This window comes from Thalassobaculum sp. (genome assembly GCF_040219615.1).
Taxonomy (GTDB): domain Bacteria; phylum Pseudomonadota; class Alphaproteobacteria; order Thalassobaculales; family Thalassobaculaceae; genus Thalassobaculum_A.
On the sequence record NZ_JAVJSE010000016.1, the window covers coordinates 17,816 to 35,188 of the forward strand.

Below are 17,373 nucleotides of genomic sequence, written 5' to 3' on the forward strand. Positions count from 1 at the left end.
GGCTTCGATGCCTCAATTCACGCGACGTTGGTAGAGGTGGATGCCGCGCAGCAGGTCGATGGCCCGGGCCAACTGGTAGTCCTCGATCTCACCCGGCTTGTCGGTGTCGGGGCCGACGGTCGAATCGACCTTGTCCTCCGCCGGACTGGCGGCGCCGGACTTGGGCGCCCCGGCGGCGCCGTCAGGGTTGGTGAGCGCGCCGCGCAGGTCGGCCTCGCGGCGGCCGCGCTGCTGGGCGATCTTCTCGATCTTGGCGGGCTCGACCAGGATGTCCGGGGTGATGCCCTTGGCCTGGATCGAGCTGCCCGACGGCGTGTAGTAGCGCGCCGTGGTCAGCCGCATCGCCCCGTAGCCCTGCAGCGGGATGATGGTCTGTACCGAGCCCTTTCCGAAGGACTGGGTGCCCAGCACGATGGCCCGGCGATGGTCCTGCAGGGCGCCGGCGACGATCTCCGACGCTGAGGCCGAGCCGCCGTTGATCAGCACCACGAGCGGGGCGCCGCCGGTGACGTCGCCCGGCTCCGCGTTGGCGCGGCTGGAGTTCTCCTCGCCGCGGCCGCGGGTCGAGACGATCTCGCCGCGCTCAAGGAACGCATCGGAGACCGAGATCGCCTGGTCCAGCAGGCCGCCGGGGTTGTTGCGCAGGTCGATGACATAGCCGTGCAGCCGGTCGCCGAGCTCGCCCTTGATGGCGGCGACGGCGTCCTGCAGTCCGCCGGTCGCCTGCTCGTTGAAGGTGGTGATCCGGATGTAGCCGATGTCGCCGATGGCGCGGTGCCGGACCGACCGGATGGTGATGATCGCGCGCTCGAGCTTGACGTCGAACGGCTCGGCCTCGCCGCGCCGGATGGTCAGGGTGATCTCGGAGCCGACCTTGCCGCGCATCTTCTCGACCGCCTCGGACAGGGTCAGGCCCAGCACCTGCTCGCCGTCGAGATGACTCACCAGGTCGCCCGGCTGCAGCCCGGCCCTGGCCGCCGGCGTGTCGTCGATCGGCGACACCACCTTGACCAGCCCGCCTTCCATGGTGACCTCGATGCCGAGGCCGCCGAACTCGCCGCGGGTCTGCACCTGCATGTCGCGGTAGTTCTTGGCGTTCAGGAAGGACGAATGCGGGTCGAGCGAGGCGAGCATGCCGTTGATCGCCGCTTCGAACAGCTTCTCCTCGCTGACCTCCTCGACGTAGTTGGCGCGCACGCGCTCGAACACCGCGCCGAAAAGGTTGAGCTGCCGGTAGGTCTCCGACGAGTTGGTCTGGGCGTCGAGATGGCCGGCGCCGGCCACGGCGAGTCCGCCGAGCAGCGTGACGACGGCGGCCGTGGCGCCGAGGCGGCGGACCAAAGGCCGGCGAAGCAACGGGAGGCGGGTCTCTGGGGTGGTCATCCTTTGGCCTTTCCGGTCAGTCCCGCGAACCACGGTAACGGGTCAATCGGGTCACCATTGTGGCGAAGCTCCACATACAGCTCGGGACTTTCGCCGCCGCCCACGCCGGACGGTCGCGCCCGCATTGTACCGACCGGTTCGCCGGCGAGCACGCGCTGGCCGACCTGCAGTCCGATGCGGCCAAGCCCTGCGAGCAGCGTATGATATCCCTCGCCGTGTTCAATGATCAAAATGAGCCCGAACCCCTCGAAGTCGCCCGCATAGATTACGCTGCCGTCATACGGCGCGACCACCGTGGCACGGTCGCGGCCGGCGATCACGATGCCGCGATTCCGCAGACCTTCCGGGTCGCGCTGTCCGAAACGGCGCACCATGGTGCCGGCGATCGGCCGAATCAGGCGGCCCTTGGCGGTGGTGATCGGCGGCGCCGCCGGTAACATGGCGAGCAGCGGGCCGGCGGCGGGGCCGGTCGCGCCGGCGGCAGGCCGCTCGGGCCGGGCGGTCGGCAAGGGGATGCCGGCACCCTGGGTCGCCACCGGTGCTTCGTCCGCCGGCAGCGGGGCCGCCGGAGCCGCTGCTTCGGGTGCCGCTGACTCGGGGGGCGGCGGCCGGACCAGTGATGCCAGCCGCTGCTGCTCGGACCGCTCCTGGGCCCGCTGAGCCTCCAGGCCCGCCAGCAGCTCGCGCAGTGACCGCGCGGAATCCGAAAGCATCTGCAGCCGTTCGGCGGTGCCGGCAGACCGGGTCTCGGTGGTCGCCAGCAGCCGGGCCTTGTCGTCGGCGAGCGTCGCCAGTCGCTGGCGCTCGCGCTCGAGCTGGGCGCTGGCGGCGTCCAGCCGGGCGTGCTGGTCGCGGATGCTGGCGTCGACCTCCGCCAGCGACGCCAGCTCGGCCTTCAGGCGCTCGGCCTCGGCGTTGATGCGCGGGATCGCGGCTTCCAGCAGGATTCCGGTGCGGACCGTCTCGAGCGGCGGACGGCGCATCAGCAGCAGCATCTCGGGCGGCCGGCGCGCCAGCCGCTGCAGGGCGCCGATCAGCTGGCCGAGCTCGATCTGCCGGGTCGCCAGGATGGCGCGCTTCTCGCCGGCCTCGTGACGCAGCACCGCCAGCGTGGCCTCGACCTCGCCGACCGTCTCCTCGGTCCGCTGCTGGCGGGTGGCGGCCTCGGCCATGTCGGCACGCAGGCGTTCGACCTCGCGGCCGAGTTCGCGGGCCAGCCGGTCCAGCCGCTCCTTGCTCGACCGGCCGCCGGCCAGATCCTGCTCGATGCGCTTGAGTTCCTGGGCGGCCCGGTCGGGATCCGCCGGCTGCCGGTCGCCGGCGGTCTGCGCCCGCAGCGGCCGGCCGTCGGTCAGCCCGAGCGCGACGCCGCCACATGCGAGCGCCAGCAGCAGGACCGGCGCCGCGCGGCTCACGGCGCTACTGGGCGGCGTGGTGTTCGTGCGCCGCCACATCGGCGGTCACCAGCATCGGCGTGCCGGTCATCGCCGCCGGAGGGGTGATGCCCATGAGCGTCAGCAGGGTCGGCGCCACGTCGGCCAGCTTGCCGGTGCGCAGCCCGATCACCTCGGATGGCGCGCCGACCAGCACGGTCGGGACCAGGTTGGTGGTGTGGGCGGTGTGCGGGCCGCCGGTCTCCGGGTCGACCATGATCTCGCAGTTGCCGTGGTCGGCGGTCAGGAACATGGCGCCGCCGACCGCCTCGATCGCCTCGGCGACCCGGCCGACGCAGGCATCGACGGTCTCGACCGCCTTGATGGCCGCCGGCAGGCTGCCGGTGTGGCCGACCATGTCCGGGTTCGCGAAGTTGGCGACGATCAGGTCGTAGGTGCCGGACCGGATCGCCGCGACCAGCCTGTCGCAGACCTCCGGCGCCGACATCTCCGGCTGCAGGTCGTAGGTCCTGACCTTCGGCGACGGCACCATGATCCGGTCCTCGCCGTCGAACACCTCCTCGCGCCCGCCGTTCAGGAAGAAGGTGACGTGCGGGTACTTCTCGGTCTCGGCGATGCGCAGCTGACGCTTGCCGGCCCGGGCGACCACCTCGCCGAGGGTGTCGGCCAGATCCTGCGGCGGGAATATCGCGAGCATCCGTGCGGCCAGCGCCGACGAGTACGCCACCATGCCGGCGGCGACCGCCAGCTGCGGCACCCGCGGGCGGGCGAAACCGTCGAACTCCGGGTCGAGCAGGGCGGTCAGGATCTCGCGCGCCCGGTCGGCCCGGAAGTTGGCCATGACGATGCCGTCGCCGTCGCGGATCGCGGCACCCTCGCCGATCACCGTCGGGCTGACGAACTCGTCGGTCTCGTCGCGGGCATAGGCGGCCTCGACCGCCGCCACCGCGTCGTCGGCCCGGTGCCCGGCCTCGGCCAGGGCCAGCGCCCGCCAGGCCGCCTCCACCCGTTCCCAGCGCTTGTCGCGGTCCATGGCATAGAACCGGCCGGTGACGCTGGCGATCCGGGCGGCGCCGTCCAGGTCCTTCACGAAGGAGGCGAGCTGCCCGGCGGCGCTCTTCGGCGGGCAGTCGCGGCCGTCGGTGAAGACATGCACCACCACCGGCACGCCGCGGGCGGCGATGACCTTGGCCAGGGCCGCGATCTGGCGCTGGTGGCTGTGGACGCCGCCGGTCGAGACCAGCCCCATCAGGTGGCAGGTGCCGCCGCTCGCCTGCAGCGCGTCGGCGATGCGGCCGATCGCCGGCTGGCGCTCCAGCTCGCCGTCGGCGATCGCCTTGTCGATGCGCGGCAGGTCCTGGAACACCACCCGGCCGGCTCCGAGGTTCATGTGCCCGACCTCGGAATTGCCCATCTGGCCCTTCGGCAGGCCGACATGCTCCTCGGACGCGTTCATCGTCCCGGCCGGCCAGCTCTCGCGCAGCCGGTTGAAGTTCGGTGTCTCGGCGAGCGCCACGGCGTTGTTCACCGTGTCGGCACGCTCGCCCCAGCCGTCCATGATGCACAGCACTACGGGGCGGGGGGGCTTCGGTGTCGCGGTCATGGCGGCGTTATACAGCAGCGGATCGGAGGCGTCACGGGCGCCGCCGGCCGGACATGTCGTTCGCCGTCGCCGACGAGCCGGCGCCGCTTCCGACGAAACCGACCTCGATCTCGGAGCGCGAATTGTGACGGCGCGCTGCCGGTGATATGCCGGGAGACCGATCTCGACCGGAGCCGCCGTCGGCTTCGGTGGAGCGCCTGGGGTGAATCGGGGCAGTGCGTATGGATGATGCGAACACCGGTCCGAGCCTGCCGGTCGCGATGACCGACGACATCGTCGATTCGTCCCGCGATGCGATCATCACCATCGATCCGAAGGGGCGGCTGACGTCGTTCAATCCCGGGGCGGAGGCGATCTTCGGGCTGCGGGCGTCGGAGACCGTCGGGAAGACCGTGGCCGAGGTCTTCCTTCCGATCCAGGAACTGGACGTCTTCACCGACTGCGTGCTGGAAGCGGTCCGGAACCCGGACCGGGAGCATACCGCCAACATCAGCCTCGACGGCGAGAACGGCCGCCTCCACCTCAGCGTCCGCGCCGTGCTGCTGCGCCACAAGGGCACCGGCGACCGGGTCGGCGTCCTGGTGATGATCTCCGACGAGAGCGAGCGGGTCGAGAGCCTGGCGCAGGCGGCGGAGCGGGAACGAGAGCGCGCGGCGACCGGCCGGTTCATCGTCGCCATCCTGACGATCTTCAGCGTGTTCACGCTGCTTCTGGAGCCGATGCAGAAGCTGGCGCAGGCCCGGTTCTTCGACCTCGGCCCGGTGATGGCGCTCCTGACCCTGGTGGTCATCGCCTTCCTGATCAACCGGTGGATCTCGCCGTCGTCCGAGACCATCGGCCTCGATCTCCGGCCGCGGCGCCGGCACCTGGTCGAGGCGGTCGCCTGGTCGGTCGCGTTCTGCGTCGCGATGACCCTGGCCAAATACGCCTTCCTCGCCCTCGACTCCGCCGGACCGCCCGAGCCGCTGTTCAGCTTCTACGTCCTGGACGACGGCACCAGGGTGGACAGCGTCGGGCTCTACGCGCTCGGGCTGTCGGTCTACCTGGTGTCGGTGCCGTTTCAGCAGTTCGCCGTGCGCTGCGCCATCCAGGCACCGCTGCAGAGCTTCCTGACCGGAGTCGTCGGCCCAGCCGGCTGGATAGCGAATGTGACAGCGACGCTGCTGTTCGCCGTGCTGCATGCTCATCTCAACCCGGTGGTCTCGCTCGCGGTGATCCTGCCGTCGTTGCTCTGGGGGTGGCTGTTCATGCGTTCCGGCAGCGTCGTCACGCCGATCGTCTCCCACGCCATCATCGGCGTGTACGCGATCTTCGTCCTCGGGGTGTTCGCCGGGTTGGATCAGGTTTGAACGCGCCGACACCGACCGAAGGCGAAGCAGCAGCATGAGCGACAGCCGGCGGCCGAGAGTTCTGATCGTCAACGCCTATGTCGATCCCTGGCGCTCGGCGGCGCCCATGCGCCTGTTCATTCCGCGCGCGATGGCACCCTACTACCTCGCCGGGCGGTTCTGTCGCGACCGCACCGACGTCCGGGTCCATGACGAGGTCAATCACGGTGCCCTGCTGGACCCGCGCCTCTTCGAGTGGCCGGATCTCGTCGTGCTCTCCGGCCTGACCGCCGCCTTCGACCGGGCTCGTCAGCTCGCGGCCTGTTTCCGCCACGCCCGCCCCGGTGTCGCGATCGCCATCGGCGGCCCGATCGCCCGGGCGTTGCCCGGACTGTGCGCGACCGTCTTCGACTACGTCTGCCAGGGCGACGTCGAGAGTCTCGACGACCTGATCGACGATGCGCTCGGGGCGGGCCGTCGCGCCGAGGACCCCGGGCCGCGGTTCGACCTGGTCGGATGGTCCTACGGCCTGGGGTTCGTCGAGACCACCAGGAACTGCAACTTCAGCTGCGCCTTCTGCTCGCTGACCGGCGAGAAACGGCCCTACCGGAGCTATTCCTCCGACGAGATCTCCCGCCAGTTCAGGGCCATGGGGCGGGTCCAGATGCTCATGGTGCTGGACAACAACCTCTACGGCAGCAACCGCGCCGACTTCGAGCGTCGGGTCGACCTCATTGGCGCGCATTGGCGCCGCGGCGACTTCCGGGGATGGGGCGCGCTGGTGACCGGCGACTTCTTCAAGAACCCGGACAACCTTGCCCGGGTCGCGGCGAACGGCTGCAAGGCCCTGTTCTCCGGTGTCGAATCCCTCGACCCCGTGGTGCTGAAGAGCTTCAACAAGCGCCAGAGCCTGTCGTCCGACCCCGCCACCCTGGCCCGGCTGTGCGCCGAGCACGGCGTGCTCTTCGACTACGGCATGATGCTGGACTTCGGCCAGCAGACGGTGGCCGAGGTCGACGGCCAGATCGACACGCTGCTCGCCAGCACGGACACGCCGCTGCCGGCCCTGCTGTCGCTGACCATCCCGATTCTCGGCACGCCCTATTTCGACGAGGCAGCCAGGGCGGGCCGCCTCATGCCGAACCTCCGGCTGAGCGACCTCGACGGCCAGAAGCTCGTGGAGTGGCCGAAAGAACCGCTCGAGCGGGTCGTGCCCTATGTGGCCGACCTGCTGCGGTTCCGCGGCCGCAAGACGGCCCTGCTCCGCCATGCGGTGCGCCATGCCTGGTCCCGCAGGTCGTCGTTCGACGTCACGCAGTCGATGATCAGCCTGCTCGGCCCCCTGGTGCGGTATGGCGGCAGCCTGAGGATCGGCAGCATCCGCCAGATGCGCCAGAGCTGGCGGGAGCCGCGGCGGACCTACTGTGCGATGTCCAATCCGCCGAGCGTCGCCTACCGTCCGCCCCGGCACCTGCCTGAGCGGTTCGCCCGGGACTTCGAGCCGCTATACGTCACGGACGGTGCCGGGCGGCTGACGGAAGAGCTTCAAGCAGCGACGGCGGGGAACCGATGATGGGCAATGGGAAAGAGGGTCCGTCCGGCGGCCGGCCGGCAAGCCTCCCTGGGCTGGACCGCTGGACGCGCGCCGCGTTCGGCATGCTGGATGGCCTCGCGGTCGGGCGGCTGACGGTGGTCCTGGCCGACGGCCGCGAGGTAGCGTTCGACAGCCCGGCGCCCGGACCCGACGCGGTGCTCCGCCTGCACGATCCCGGCGTGACCAGGCGCTTCATTCTGGGCGGGCACCTGGCATTTGCCGAAGCATACATGGACGGGGCGGTGGACAGCCCGGACCCGGTGGCCGTGGTCGAGCTGTTCGAGCGCAACAAACACGCGTTCAATCAGGGCAACCCGGACGGCCTGGTTCGCATCCTGGTCCGCCGCGTGCTGCATTGGCTCAACACCAATACCCGTCGCGGCAGCCGCCGCAACGTCGCCCGTCACTACGACCTGGGAAACGCCTTCTACGCGCAGTGGCTGGATCCCTCCATGACCTATTCCGGGGCCGTGTTCGAGGGCACCCAGCAGGACCTGGAGTCGGCGCAGGCCGCCAAGAACCGCCGGATCGCCGAGAAGCTCCGGCTACGGCCGGGTCAGCGGCTGCTGGAGATCGGCTGCGGGTGGGGTGGGTTCGCCGTCTATGCGGCCCGGGAGTTCGGCGTCGAGGTGCTGGGTATCACCCTGTCGCGGGAGCAGCATGCATACGCCGTGAAGCGGGCGCGCCGTGCCGGGGTCTCGGACCGGGTGCGCTTCGAGATCCGCGACTACCGCGACCTCGACGGCCGGTTCGACGCGATCGCGGCGATCGAGATGTTCGAGGCGGTCGGAGAGGCGTACTGGACCGGGTTCTTCGCGCGGCTCCACGACCGCCTGGTCGCCGGCGGCCGCGCGGCCCTGCAGGTCATCACCATCAGCGAAGACGGCTTCGCGGACTACCGGGCGAACCCGGACTTCATCCAGCGCTACATCTTTCCCGGCGGCATGCTGCCGACCCGGGAGCACCTGCATGCGCTCGGCCAGGCGCAGGGCCTGCGCGTCGACGCCGAGGAGGCGTTCGGTCCGGACTACGCGCGCACGCTCGCGGGGTGGCGGGCCCGGTTCCTGGCGAACTGGCCGGCGATCGAGCGCCAGGGCTTCGACACGCGGTTCCGTCGGATGTGGGACTACTATCTGGCCTATTGCGAGGGCGGCTTCCGGGGTGGCTGCATCGACGTCCGCCAGATCGCCTATGTACGGCCGTAGCGCGGCGGCGCGGCACGTCAGGCAACCAGGGGCGCCCGGTCGGCCTTGTGAGCCGCCTGGGCCGCCAGGGCGTTGTCGAGGAACTGCCGCGCGCACGACGCCCAACTGAACTCCAGCGCCCGCCGGCGGCAGCGCTCCGGCGGTATCCGAAGGGCGTCCAAGGCGGCTTGGCGAAGATCCCCGGAGAGAACGCCGGCCCCGCTGTCGCCGATCACGTCGCGCGGCCCCATGACCGGAAACGCGGCGACCGGGACGCCGCAGGACAGCGCCTCCAGCAGGACCAGGCCGAAGGTGTCGGTCAGCGACGGAAACACGAACACGTCGGCGCTGGCACAGTGCCTCGCCAGGTCTTCGCCGGATTTGTGGCCGGTGAAGTGAACCGCCGGATAGTCCCGCCGGAGGCTCGCCAACTGCGGGCCGTCCCCGACCACGACCTTCGATCCGGGCAGCTCCAGGTCCAGGAAGGCCTTGAGGTTCTTCTCGACCGAGACACGACCGACGTTGATGAAGATCGGGCGCGGCAGGTTGTCCGGCAGGACGGAGCCGTCGATCGGCCGGAACAGGTCGGCATGCACGCCGCGCGACCACGACATCAGGTTGCGGAAACCCCGCTCGTCGAGGTCCTGCCTGAGCGATCCGGTGGCGACCATGCATCCGGCGCCGGCGTTGTGGAACCGCCGGAGCCACGCATAGGACCAGCCGACCGGAACCGGCCAGCGCGCCGCCAGGTACTCCGGAAAGCGCGTGTGGTAGCTGGTCGTGAACGGCATTCCGACCCGGCGTGCCGCGGCGGCGACCAGCAGCCCGAGCGGGCCCTCGGTGGCGATGTGCAGATGCTCGCAGTCGAATTCCGCCATCCGCCTCTGCACGGCTCCCCGGTATGTCAGAGACAGCCGGATCTCCGGGTATGTCGGGCAGGGGACGGTCGGAAACGCCTGCGGGGACAGGACCTCGACGCGGACCCCCATCGCGCGCAACTCGCCGGCGGTGCATTCCAGCGAACGGACGACGCCGTTGACCTGCGGCCGCCAGGCATCGGTAACGAGGAGAATGGACGTCATGGCGTTGTCGCACCGTGGGAGTCTCCGTGGCCGACGATGATACCGGACCGCCGCACCGTCTGGGGCGCAACCTGCCATTTCCGACACCCGCTGGCCGCGAAGCGTTCGGCGGACCGGCCGACGGCGGCCGCCCGAGCCTTGCTTCGGGCGTGAGACGGCTCTCCGCGAGCAATTGAAACAACAGGCGATCACAGGCTGAAACAGACGCGCCGTAGAACCCCGGTCGTCCCGGACGGGGACAGGCAAGTAACGGGGGTTGCGATGTCACTCTATGACGAGGTCGGCGGGGCCGCCGCGATCGACGCCGCGGTCGACGGGTTCTACGGCAAGGTGCTGGCGGATCCGCTGCTGTCGCCGCTGTTCGCCTCGATGGACATGACGGCGATGCGGCGCAAGCAGAAGATGTTCTTCGCTGCGGTGTTCAAGGGCGAGGCCAATGGCGCCGACGGCTACATGCGCAGCGCCCACAAGCGGCTGGTCGACGACGGCCTGATCGGCGACGCGCATTTCGACGCCGTCGCCCTGCACCTGCAGGCCACGCTCGAGGATCTGAGCGTGCCTGGCCATCTGGTCCGGCAGATCATGACCGCGGCGGCGGGTCTCCGGAACGCGGTGCTGAACCGCTGAGGTTGAGCGGAAACGCTCGGGCGTGATATTTTTCGCTCATGATCACCTCCGAGCAGATCCGTGCCGCCCGCGCCCTTCTCCGCCTCGGCCAGGGCGAGCTGGCGCGGCGCGCGCGCACCTCGACCGCCACGATCAGGCGGCTGGAGGCGGCCGGCGGCACGCACCGGGTCGGTGAGGACACGGTCTCGGCCGTCCGGTCGGAACTCGAGAAGGCGGGTGCCGAGTTCATCGCCGACGGAGTCCGCCGCCGGCCACTCAAGCCGGACCAGGAGGTCAAGCGCCGCAGACTGCTCGCGATTGCCGAGCAGAGCGCTGCGATGCTAACCGGCCGACCGATATTCTCCGACGAGGACCTGTACGACGAGAATGGCCTGCCGAAGTGATCGCCATCGACACATCGGCGATCGTTGCGATCCTGCGGCTCGAACCCGAGGCCGCGAGCTTCGTCGATGCCGTGTCGGAATCGGATCGATGCCTAGTCTCCGCGGTCTCGTCCCTGGAGGCGGCGATGGTCCTGGCGCGATCGATCGGTGACCCCGCAGCCTGGGAGCCCCTGGACGAGATGCTCGCCTCACCAGGTATGGAGGTCGTTCCCTTCGACGCCGCCCAGGTGGCGCGGGCGAGGGAGGCCTTCCTGCGCTACGGCAAAGGCCGGCACCCGGCTGGCCTGAACTTCGGCGACTGCGCCGCCTATGCGCTGGCCGCCACTCGCGGCGTGCCCTTGCTGTTCAAGGGAGACGATTTCGCGAAGACCGACCTCGCCCCGGTTCTGTAGCGGCGAACGCCTGCGACCCGCCCGCCACCCGCCACTGCCCCTGCAGGGCGAGTGCGGCGGCGTGGATCAGGCCGGCGGCGCGCATCCGTTCCGCCTCGGCGAGGCCGCGGTCGAGCGCGGCGGCGACTTCGTCTCCGGACAAGTTGCCGACCGCCAGCACCACCGGGCGGTCGCCGAGATCGCTGTCCGGATCCTCGTCGCCGGCCGGACCGCGCCGGACCGCCGGATGGCCGGGCAGGTCGACGGCGTTGCCGATCAGGGTGGCCGCCGCATCGGCGGCGGCGGCGGTGGCGGCCAGCACGGTCACCGCGTCGGCGATGCCGAGCGAGAACGAGCGGCCGCCGCGGCCGCTGGTGGCCGCCCCGCGCACCGGGTCGTCGAAGCCGATCGTCACGGTGCCGGCCAGCGCCGGGGCGATCAGGTCTGGCACCAGCCCGAGCTCGAAGCGGGTGTCGGGCGTGAGGTGGAAGGCGATGTCGCCGCCGTCGTTGACCCACGCCCGGTCCAGGGCCGGGGACCCGGCCGCCATCGCGGCGAGCACATGGTCGGCGACCGCGCCGGCGACCGCCGCCATCGGGGTGACGAAGGTGGCGCGGTGCGGGTGAACGGCGGCGACCATGCGGCGGGCGATCGGGCCGCGAACCGGCGCCGGCATGTCGCCCGCCGGCGCGCGCAGCAGCGGCAACTCGGCGACCAGGGCGGCCAGCAGTCCTTCGAAGGCCCCGGACGCGGCGGCGTAGGCGGCCCGCACGGCCTCCAGCGGCCCGTCGGCGCCGATCACCAGGTCGATCGGACCCTCCTGCAGGTGCAGGCGGCCGTCGGACAGGATCGCGGCGAGGCCGGTCAAAGGCGGCGGCCGGCCCTTCGTGGCCCGCCGCTGCGCGACGGGCACCTCAGGGCGATAGAGGTTAACTCACTGAAAATGCTCTTCCTCTGTCGCCCTGAGGTGCCCCGCGTGAGCGGGGCCGCGAAGGGCCGGTTGGGGTTTTGCCTCACCGTCGAACCGGGGGGTCGTAGGGCCATGGGTTGTCGGCCCGGCCGGGCTCGCGGCGCAGCTCCGGGTGCTCGGCCAGCACCGCGTCGAGCTCGCGGATCGAAGCCATGTGGCCGCCCAGCGCGGCGTAGGCGTCGCGCGGCAGGGTGAACTCGATGGGGGCCACCAGCGCCGGGGTCGGGACGTAGCCGAAGGCGTTCGCCGGCAGCCGCGTCACGTCGACCATCAGGGTGATACCGCCGCCCGGCCAGACATAGGCGGGCGCGCCGCCGCAGGTGACCCGGGTGATCATGTTCTGCACCGAGCGGGTCAGCCGCACCGGGTTCTCGGTCACCCCGGCCCGCAGGCTGCCGCCGGCACCGCCCATGAACAGCACCGTGCACAGCGCCGGCTCGCAGTTCTCGCCGATCCGGTCGACCACCACCTTCAGGGGGGCGGGCATCGCCAGCGGCACGAACTTCAGGTTCTCGTCGAGCTCGAAATACGCCGAGTCCTCGCCGGTGGTGGAGACCATCAGCACCCGCTCGCCCGGCCAGGCGGTCTTCGGGTCGACCTTCTCGATGATCGCCAACGGGTCGGTGACGTCGGTGCCGCCCCAGCCGGCGCCCGGCTCGGCGACCTGGAAATAGCGGCCGGGGGTGGACTTGCGGCCGCGCACCCGGATGCCGCCGGGCCGCATGTCCAGGAACCGGCCGGCCTGGTGCTCGCTCAGCACCCCGGTGATGTGGTCGTCGACCACGATCACCTCGTCGGCATGGCCGAGCCACTGTTTCGCGAAGATGCCGATGGTGGCCGATCCGCAGCCGACCCGCATGCGTTCCTCGCGCTCGCCGTCGACCACCGGCGGCCGCCCGGCCTGCACCGTGACGGTCGAGCCGCCGTCGATCGCCAGGTCCACCGCCTCGCCGTTGCACAGCGCCAGCAGGGCGGCGCAGGTCACCGTGCCCTCGCGCTTGGAGCCGCCGACCAGATGGCGAACGCCGCCGAGCGACAGCATCTGCGAGCCGTATTCGGCGGTGGTGACGTGGCCGACCGGCTCGCCGTCGACCCGCACCGCCGCCTGCTCGGGGCCGAGATGGCGGTCGGTGTCGATCTTCACCTTGACGCCGCAGTAGCTGAAGATGCCCTCGGTCACCACGGTGACGGTGTCGACGCCCTGCCATTCGGCCGCGACGATGAACGGGGCCGGCTTGTAGTCCGGGTAGGTGGTTCCGGAGCCGATGCCGGTCACGAACACCGGCGAAGCAGGAACCGGGGCCTCGGCCACGACCTTGCCGTCCCAGTCGGGCGCGGCTTCCAGGAACGGCACGACCTCGCCGTCGCGCGCCACTGCGCGCTCGGTGACCACCAGCGGGTCGAGGCGGACCAGCGTGCCGTCGTGGTTGGCGTAGCGGTCGCAGGCGCCGGCCTTGCCCCTGCGGATCCGGCACAGCACCGGGCAGGCGTCGCAGCGCACGATGTCGCCGGCGGTGTCGGGGGCGACCGCAGTCTCACTCATTCGGCGATCCTCCCGGTCGTTTCATTCTCTTCTGACGTCATCCCGGACGGACGCGCCTGCGCGCGGCCGATCCGGGACCCACGTGGCGACGGGCAGTCATCGCCGGAAAGCGTGAGTCCGCGGGTGGGTCCCGGGTCCGCTCCGCCTCCGGCGGCGCGGCCCGGGATGACGTTGGGGGAGAGAGGCGCCGACTTGCCGCGCGCCCGGATCGCCGCCCGCACCCGGTGCGGCAGCGCCGGCACCCGGGTGATGTCGATGCCGGCGGCGTGCCGGATGGCGCCCAGCACGGCCGGGGCGGTCGGCACCAGCGCCGGCTCGCCGATGCCCTTGGCGCCGTAGGGCCCGAGCGGCTCGGCGTCCTCGACCAGGATGCAGGTGATCTCCGGCATGTCGCCGACCGTCGGGATCAGGTAGTCGTGCAGGTTCTCGGTGCGCCCCGGCAGGTACTCCTCCATCAGCGCCAGCCCCAGGCCCTGGGCGATGCCGCCGTGGATCTGGCCCTCGACCAGGGTCGGATTGACCGCCCGGCCGACGTCGTGGGCGGCGACCATCTTCAGCACCCGGGTGGTGCCGACCTCGAGGTCGACCGCGACCAGCGCGATCTGCGCGGCGAAGGCGTAGGTGGCGTAGGGGGTGCCCTGGCCGTCGGCGTCCAGCGGCTCGGTCGGCGGGTCGAAGGTGCCGGTGCCGGCCAGCACGTCGCCCTCGGCGTCGACCGGCATGCCGGCCAGCTCGATGACGCGCTCGCGGCCGTCGTGGCGGACCAGCACCCGGCCGTCGGCGAACGCCAGCTCGGCATCGTCGCCGGCATTGGCCAGCCGCAGCAGCTGGGTGCGCAGGTCGCGGCCGGCCAGCTCGGACGCCTTGCCGGACACGAAGGTCTGGCGCGACGCCGAGGTCTTGCCGGCGTCGGCGGTGCGGTCGGTGTCGCCGCACACCTGGGCGATCCGGGCCAGCGGCGCGCCCAGGGCGTCGGCGGCGATCTGCGCCATGATGGTGTAGCTGCCCTGGCCGATGTCGACGGCGCCGTTGTACAGCACCAGCGACCCGTCGGACCTGAGGCCGAGCCGCATCACCGACGGGTTCGACATCGAGGTGTTGCCGCAGCCGTACCACATGCAGCCGATGCCGGCGCCGAGCCGCAGCGGGCCGCCCTTGGCGTTTGCCGTCGCGCACTCGTCGAGGTAGCCGCGCCAGTGCGGGCGCAGCGCCTCCAGGCAGGCGGCGAGGCCGACCGAGGCCCGGATGATCTGGCCGGTGGCCGTCGGGTCGCCGGCGCGCAGGGCGTTGCTCAGCCGGAACTCCAGCCGGTCGAGGCCCAGCCGGTCGGCCATGCGGTCCATCAGCGCCTCGCCGGCGATCGCCGCCTGCGGCACCCCGAAGCCGCGGAACGCGCCGGCCGGCGGGCCGTCGGTGTAGACCGCGGCACTGGTCGCCAGCACCGCCGGCACCCGGTACGGTCCCGGCGCGTGCACCGGCACCCGGCCGGCCACCGTCGGCCCCCAGGAGGCATAGGCGCCGGTATCGAAGTCGCCGTCGAAGCGGTAGCCGAGGATGCGCCCGGTCCGGTCGGCGGCGAGTGCGGCCCGCATGCGCGCCGGATGGCGCTTGGTGGACGAGGCGAGGCTCTCCGGCCGGTGCCACAGCGCCGCCACCGGGCGGCCGAGCTTCCAGGCGGCGACCGCCAGCGGCAGCTGCACCGACTGGTCGAGCTTGCCGCCGAACCCGCCGCCGACCGCCGACGGCAGGATCCGAACCCGCTCCGGCGCGATGCCCAGCACATGGGCGACCTCGTCGCGGTCCATGTAGGGGGTCTGGGTGGTGACCCGGATCTCGATCCGCCGGCTGCCGTCCGGCCCGTCCACCGGCCGGGCCCAGCCGGCCTCCGGCTCGATGTAGGCGTGCTCGACGAACGGTGTCTCGAAGGCATCCTCGACGACCACATCGGCATCGGCGAAGGCGGCCTCGACGTCGCCGCTGGAGACCCGGCCGCGGATCAGCACGTTGCCGGGCGAGGCGTCGTGCAACTGTGGCGCGCCGTCGGCCAGCGCCGCCTCGATGCCGACCACCGCGTCGCGCGGCGTCCACTCGACCGGGAAGGACGCGAGGTCGAGCGCCTCGAACGACGCACGGTCCGCGACCATGACCGCCGCCACCGCCTCGCCGCGGTAGCGCACGAAACGCTCGGCGAACACCGGCTGGTCCTTGAGCGTCGGGTAGATACCGAAGCTGTTGTGGCCCGGAACATCGGCGGCGGTCAGCACCGTCACCACCCCCGGCGTGGCGGCCGCCCAGCCGGCGACGTCGCCGAGCGCGAAGTCCGCGAGCGCGTGCGGCGAGCGCAGCATCTTGAGCCACAGGGTGCCGGCGGGGTGCGCGTCGTCGGCGTAGGATTCGGTGCCGTCGAGCTTGCCGATCCCGTCCAGCCGCGCGACCCGGGCGCCGACGGCGGCGCCGGCATCGGGCATCGCCGGGTCCGGGGCGTCGGTGGCGACGTCCAGCACTGCCTCGACGATCTTCTGGTAGCCGGTGCAGCGGCACAGCACGCCGCCCAGCGCGTCCAGCGCCTGCTGCCGGCTCGGCCGCAGTTCGCGCGCCAGCAGGTCGGCCGCCGCCATCAGCATGCCGGGGGTGCAGATCCCGCACTGCGCGGCGCCGTGGCGGTGGAAGGCGCGCTGCAGCGCCGACAGCCGGCCGTCCGGCCCGGCCAGTCCCTCGACCGTCACCACCGTCGCGCCGTCGGCCTGGGCGACCGGCACCAGGCAGGCACAGGTCTGGGCGCCGTCCAGCAGCACCGTGCAGGCGCCGCAGTCGCCGGCGTCGCAACCGACCTTGGTGCCGGTCAGACCGAGGTCGTCGCGCAGCACCCGGGCCAGCCGGCGCCCCGGGTCGACCGTCACCGACCGCTGCGTCCCGTTCACGGTCAGCGTGATCGTCGCGCTCATCACCGTTCCCTCACGCCGCCGCCAGCTCGGACAGGCAGCGCCGGACCAGCACGCCGGCGGCCTCGCGCCGGTAGCCGGCATCGGCCCGCACGTCGTCGATCGGCTGCAGCCCGGCCAGATGCGCCGCGCCGACCGTGCCCGCGGCATCCCGTGCCGCCAGGCCCAGCAGCGCCGCCTCCAATTCGCGCAGCCGCACGGCCGCCGCCGAGCAGGCGCCGACCGCCAGCCGCACGGCCGCGATCGTCCCGTCCTGCGCGACGGTCATGGTCCCGGCCACCATCACGATCGAGATCACCAGATAGCGTCGCGCGCCGAGCTTCAGGAACCGGCTGCGGCCGTCCAGCGCCGTCGCCGGGATCCGGATCGCGGTCAGCAGCTCGTCCGGCCGCCGGTCGGTCCGGCGGTTGCCGAGCACGAACCGGTCGAGCGGCAGCCGGCGGACGCCGTCGAGCGACGCCAGCTCGACCTCGGCGTCGAGCGACAGCAGGGCCGGCACGCCGTCGGCCGCCGGCGAGGCGTTGCACAGGTTGCCGCCGACCGTGCCGCGGTTCTGGATCTGCACGCCGCCGACCTCGCGTGCCGCGGCCTTCAGGCCGTCGCAGGCCGGCGGCAGCGCGGCGGCGACGACCTGGCTCCAGGTGGCGGTCGCGCCGATCACCAGGGCGCCGTCAGGGTCGCGGCGGATGCCGGCCAGCTCCGGCAGGGCGGTGATGTCGAGGATCGCCTCGTCGGGGGTGTGGGTGACACGCGCCGGAAAATGGTCGGTGCCGCCGGCCAGCACCGTACAGGGCCGCTCCCGCAGGGCCGTCAGGGCGTCCTCGAGACGTCCCGGTCGCGTATAGGAACCCAATGTCGCCGTCTCCGGCCGTTGCCCCGTTCGACGCAGCCCGGCCATGCGGGCCTGCGTCAGTTCGTTCGTGTGCATATGAGTGTGGACACACGCCCGTGATGGGTCAAGCCGGCACA

General features: G+C 71.8%; 14 protein-coding genes. 6 read left to right on the forward strand and 8 right to left on the reverse strand.

What is annotated here, in order from left to right:
- Window positions 1-12: 12 nt before the first annotated feature.
- The 3 genes from RIC31_RS10895 to gpmI are packed head-to-tail and all read right to left on the reverse strand — an operon-like array spanning window position 13 to window position 4,380.
- Window positions 13-1,383, reverse strand: coding sequence for a S41 family peptidase (locus RIC31_RS10895; protein ID WP_350106563.1), 1,371 nt, complete (start codon window positions 1,381-1,383; stop codon window positions 13-15).
- On the reverse strand, window positions 1,380-2,837 hold the full coding sequence (locus RIC31_RS10900; RefSeq protein ID WP_350106566.1) for a murein hydrolase activator EnvC family protein: 1,458 nt from the start codon (window positions 2,835-2,837) through the stop codon (window positions 1,380-1,382). Before RIC31_RS10900 ends, RIC31_RS10895 begins: the two co-directional genes overlap by 4 nt.
- A complete protein-coding gene (gene gpmI, locus RIC31_RS10905; RefSeq protein ID WP_350106569.1) occupies window positions 2,803-4,380 on the reverse strand; it encodes a 2,3-bisphosphoglycerate-independent phosphoglycerate mutase in 1,578 nt (525 codons plus the stop codon). The genes RIC31_RS10900 and gpmI overlap by 35 nt, the downstream gene beginning before the upstream one ends.
- A 221-nt stretch (window positions 4,381-4,601) precedes the next feature.
- Here gpmI and RIC31_RS10910 point away from each other — a divergent pair, with 221 nt between their 5' ends.
- The 3 genes from RIC31_RS10910 to RIC31_RS10920 all read left to right on the forward strand — a co-directional run bounded on the left by RIC31_RS10910 (window position 4,602) and on the right by RIC31_RS10920 (window position 8,507).
- Window positions 4,602-5,729 carry a PAS domain S-box protein gene (locus RIC31_RS10910; RefSeq protein ID WP_350106572.1) on the forward strand — a complete coding sequence of 376 codons (1,128 nt, stop codon included), beginning with the start codon at window positions 4,602-4,604 and terminating at the stop codon, window positions 5,727-5,729.
- 34 nt (window positions 5,730-5,763) lie between these two features.
- Window positions 5,764-7,281, forward strand: a complete 1,518-nt coding sequence (locus RIC31_RS10915; protein ID WP_350106575.1) for a B12-binding domain-containing radical SAM protein — start codon at window positions 5,764-5,766, stop codon at window positions 7,279-7,281.
- 83 nt (window positions 7,282-7,364) lie between these two features.
- Entirely contained in the window at window positions 7,365-8,507 is a 1,143-nt protein-coding gene (locus tag RIC31_RS10920) for a class I SAM-dependent methyltransferase (protein WP_350106578.1), read from the forward strand.
- Window positions 8,508-8,524: 17 nt separating this feature from the next.
- Here the strand turns inward: RIC31_RS10920 and RIC31_RS10925 are convergent, their stop codons facing one another.
- The gene (locus RIC31_RS10925; RefSeq protein WP_350106582.1) at window positions 8,525-9,568 is read right to left on the reverse strand and encodes a glycosyltransferase family 4 protein; all 1,044 of its coding nucleotides are present in this window, start codon (window positions 9,566-9,568) and stop codon (window positions 8,525-8,527) included.
- Between the two features lie 261 nt (window positions 9,569-9,829).
- Between RIC31_RS10925 and RIC31_RS10930 the strand changes: the two genes are divergently transcribed.
- Genes RIC31_RS10930 through RIC31_RS10940 form a run of 3 tightly spaced genes read left to right on the forward strand, consistent with a single transcriptional unit; the run spans window position 9,830 to window position 10,970 of the window.
- Window positions 9,830-10,195 carry a truncated hemoglobin gene (locus tag RIC31_RS10930; RefSeq protein ID WP_350106584.1) on the forward strand — a complete coding sequence of 122 codons (366 nt, stop codon included), beginning with the start codon at window positions 9,830-9,832 and terminating at the stop codon, window positions 10,193-10,195.
- 38 nt (window positions 10,196-10,233) lie between these two features.
- Window positions 10,234-10,578: a helix-turn-helix domain-containing protein gene (locus tag RIC31_RS10935; protein WP_350106587.1), complete on the forward strand. Its 345-nt coding sequence runs from the start codon at window positions 10,234-10,236 to the stop codon at window positions 10,576-10,578.
- Complete coding sequence (locus tag RIC31_RS10940) at window positions 10,575-10,970, forward strand: type II toxin-antitoxin system VapC family toxin (protein ID WP_350106589.1); 396 nt, start codon at window positions 10,575-10,577, stop codon at window positions 10,968-10,970. Before RIC31_RS10935 ends, RIC31_RS10940 begins: the two co-directional genes overlap by 4 nt.
- Here RIC31_RS10940 and RIC31_RS10945 read toward each other — a convergent pair.
- From RIC31_RS10945 to RIC31_RS10960, 4 genes are all read right to left on the reverse strand, one after another.
- Window positions 10,924-11,817, reverse strand: coding sequence for a UPF0280 family protein (locus RIC31_RS10945; RefSeq protein WP_350106592.1), 894 nt, complete (start codon window positions 11,815-11,817; stop codon window positions 10,924-10,926). The two genes, RIC31_RS10940 and RIC31_RS10945, sit on opposite strands and share 47 nt — an antisense overlap.
- 145 nt (window positions 11,818-11,962) lie before the next feature.
- Window positions 11,963-13,462 (reverse strand): 6-hydroxynicotinate reductase, encoded by a 1,500-nt coding sequence (locus RIC31_RS10950; protein WP_350106595.1) that lies wholly within the window; start codon window positions 13,460-13,462, stop codon window positions 11,963-11,965.
- Window positions 13,459-16,407, reverse strand: coding sequence for a molybdopterin-dependent oxidoreductase (locus RIC31_RS10955; protein WP_350106598.1), 2,949 nt, complete (start codon window positions 16,405-16,407; stop codon window positions 13,459-13,461). The genes RIC31_RS10950 and RIC31_RS10955 overlap by 4 nt, the downstream gene beginning before the upstream one ends.
- 10 nt (window positions 16,408-16,417) lie before the next feature.
- A complete protein-coding gene (locus tag RIC31_RS10960) occupies window positions 16,418-17,257 on the reverse strand; it encodes an FAD binding domain-containing protein (RefSeq protein WP_350106602.1) in 840 nt (279 codons plus the stop codon).
- Window positions 17,258-17,373: the final 116 nt, after the last annotated feature.

Excerpts from the sequence above, each read along its gene's own strand:
- RIC31_RS10895 (WP_350106563.1), bottom strand. The coding sequence starts at position 1,383 with ATGACCACCCCAGAGACCCGCCTCCCGTTGCTTCGCCGGCCTTTGGTC.
- RIC31_RS10900 (WP_350106566.1), bottom strand. The coding sequence starts at position 2,837 with ATGTGGCGGCGCACGAACACCACGCCGCCCAGTAGCGCCGTGAGCCGC.
- gpmI (WP_350106569.1), bottom strand. The coding sequence starts at position 4,380 with ATGACCGCGACACCGAAGCCCCCCCGCCCCGTAGTGCTGTGCATCATG.
- RIC31_RS10910 (WP_350106572.1), top strand. The coding sequence starts at position 4,602 with ATGGATGATGCGAACACCGGTCCGAGCCTGCCGGTCGCGATGACCGAC.
- RIC31_RS10915 (WP_350106575.1), top strand. The coding sequence starts at position 5,764 with ATGAGCGACAGCCGGCGGCCGAGAGTTCTGATCGTCAACGCCTATGTC.
- RIC31_RS10920 (WP_350106578.1), top strand. The coding sequence starts at position 7,365 with ATGCTGGATGGCCTCGCGGTCGGGCGGCTGACGGTGGTCCTGGCCGAC.
- RIC31_RS10925 (WP_350106582.1), bottom strand. The coding sequence starts at position 9,568 with ATGACGTCCATTCTCCTCGTTACCGATGCCTGGCGGCCGCAGGTCAAC.
- RIC31_RS10930 (WP_350106584.1), top strand. The coding sequence starts at position 9,830 with ATGTCACTCTATGACGAGGTCGGCGGGGCCGCCGCGATCGACGCCGCG.
- RIC31_RS10935 (WP_350106587.1), top strand. The coding sequence starts at position 10,234 with ATGATCACCTCCGAGCAGATCCGTGCCGCCCGCGCCCTTCTCCGCCTC.
- RIC31_RS10950 (WP_350106595.1), bottom strand. The coding sequence starts at position 13,462 with ATGAGTGAGACTGCGGTCGCCCCCGACACCGCCGGCGACATCGTGCGC.
- RIC31_RS10955 (WP_350106598.1), bottom strand. The coding sequence starts at position 16,407 with ATGAGCGCGACGATCACGCTGACCGTGAACGGGACGCAGCGGTCGGTG.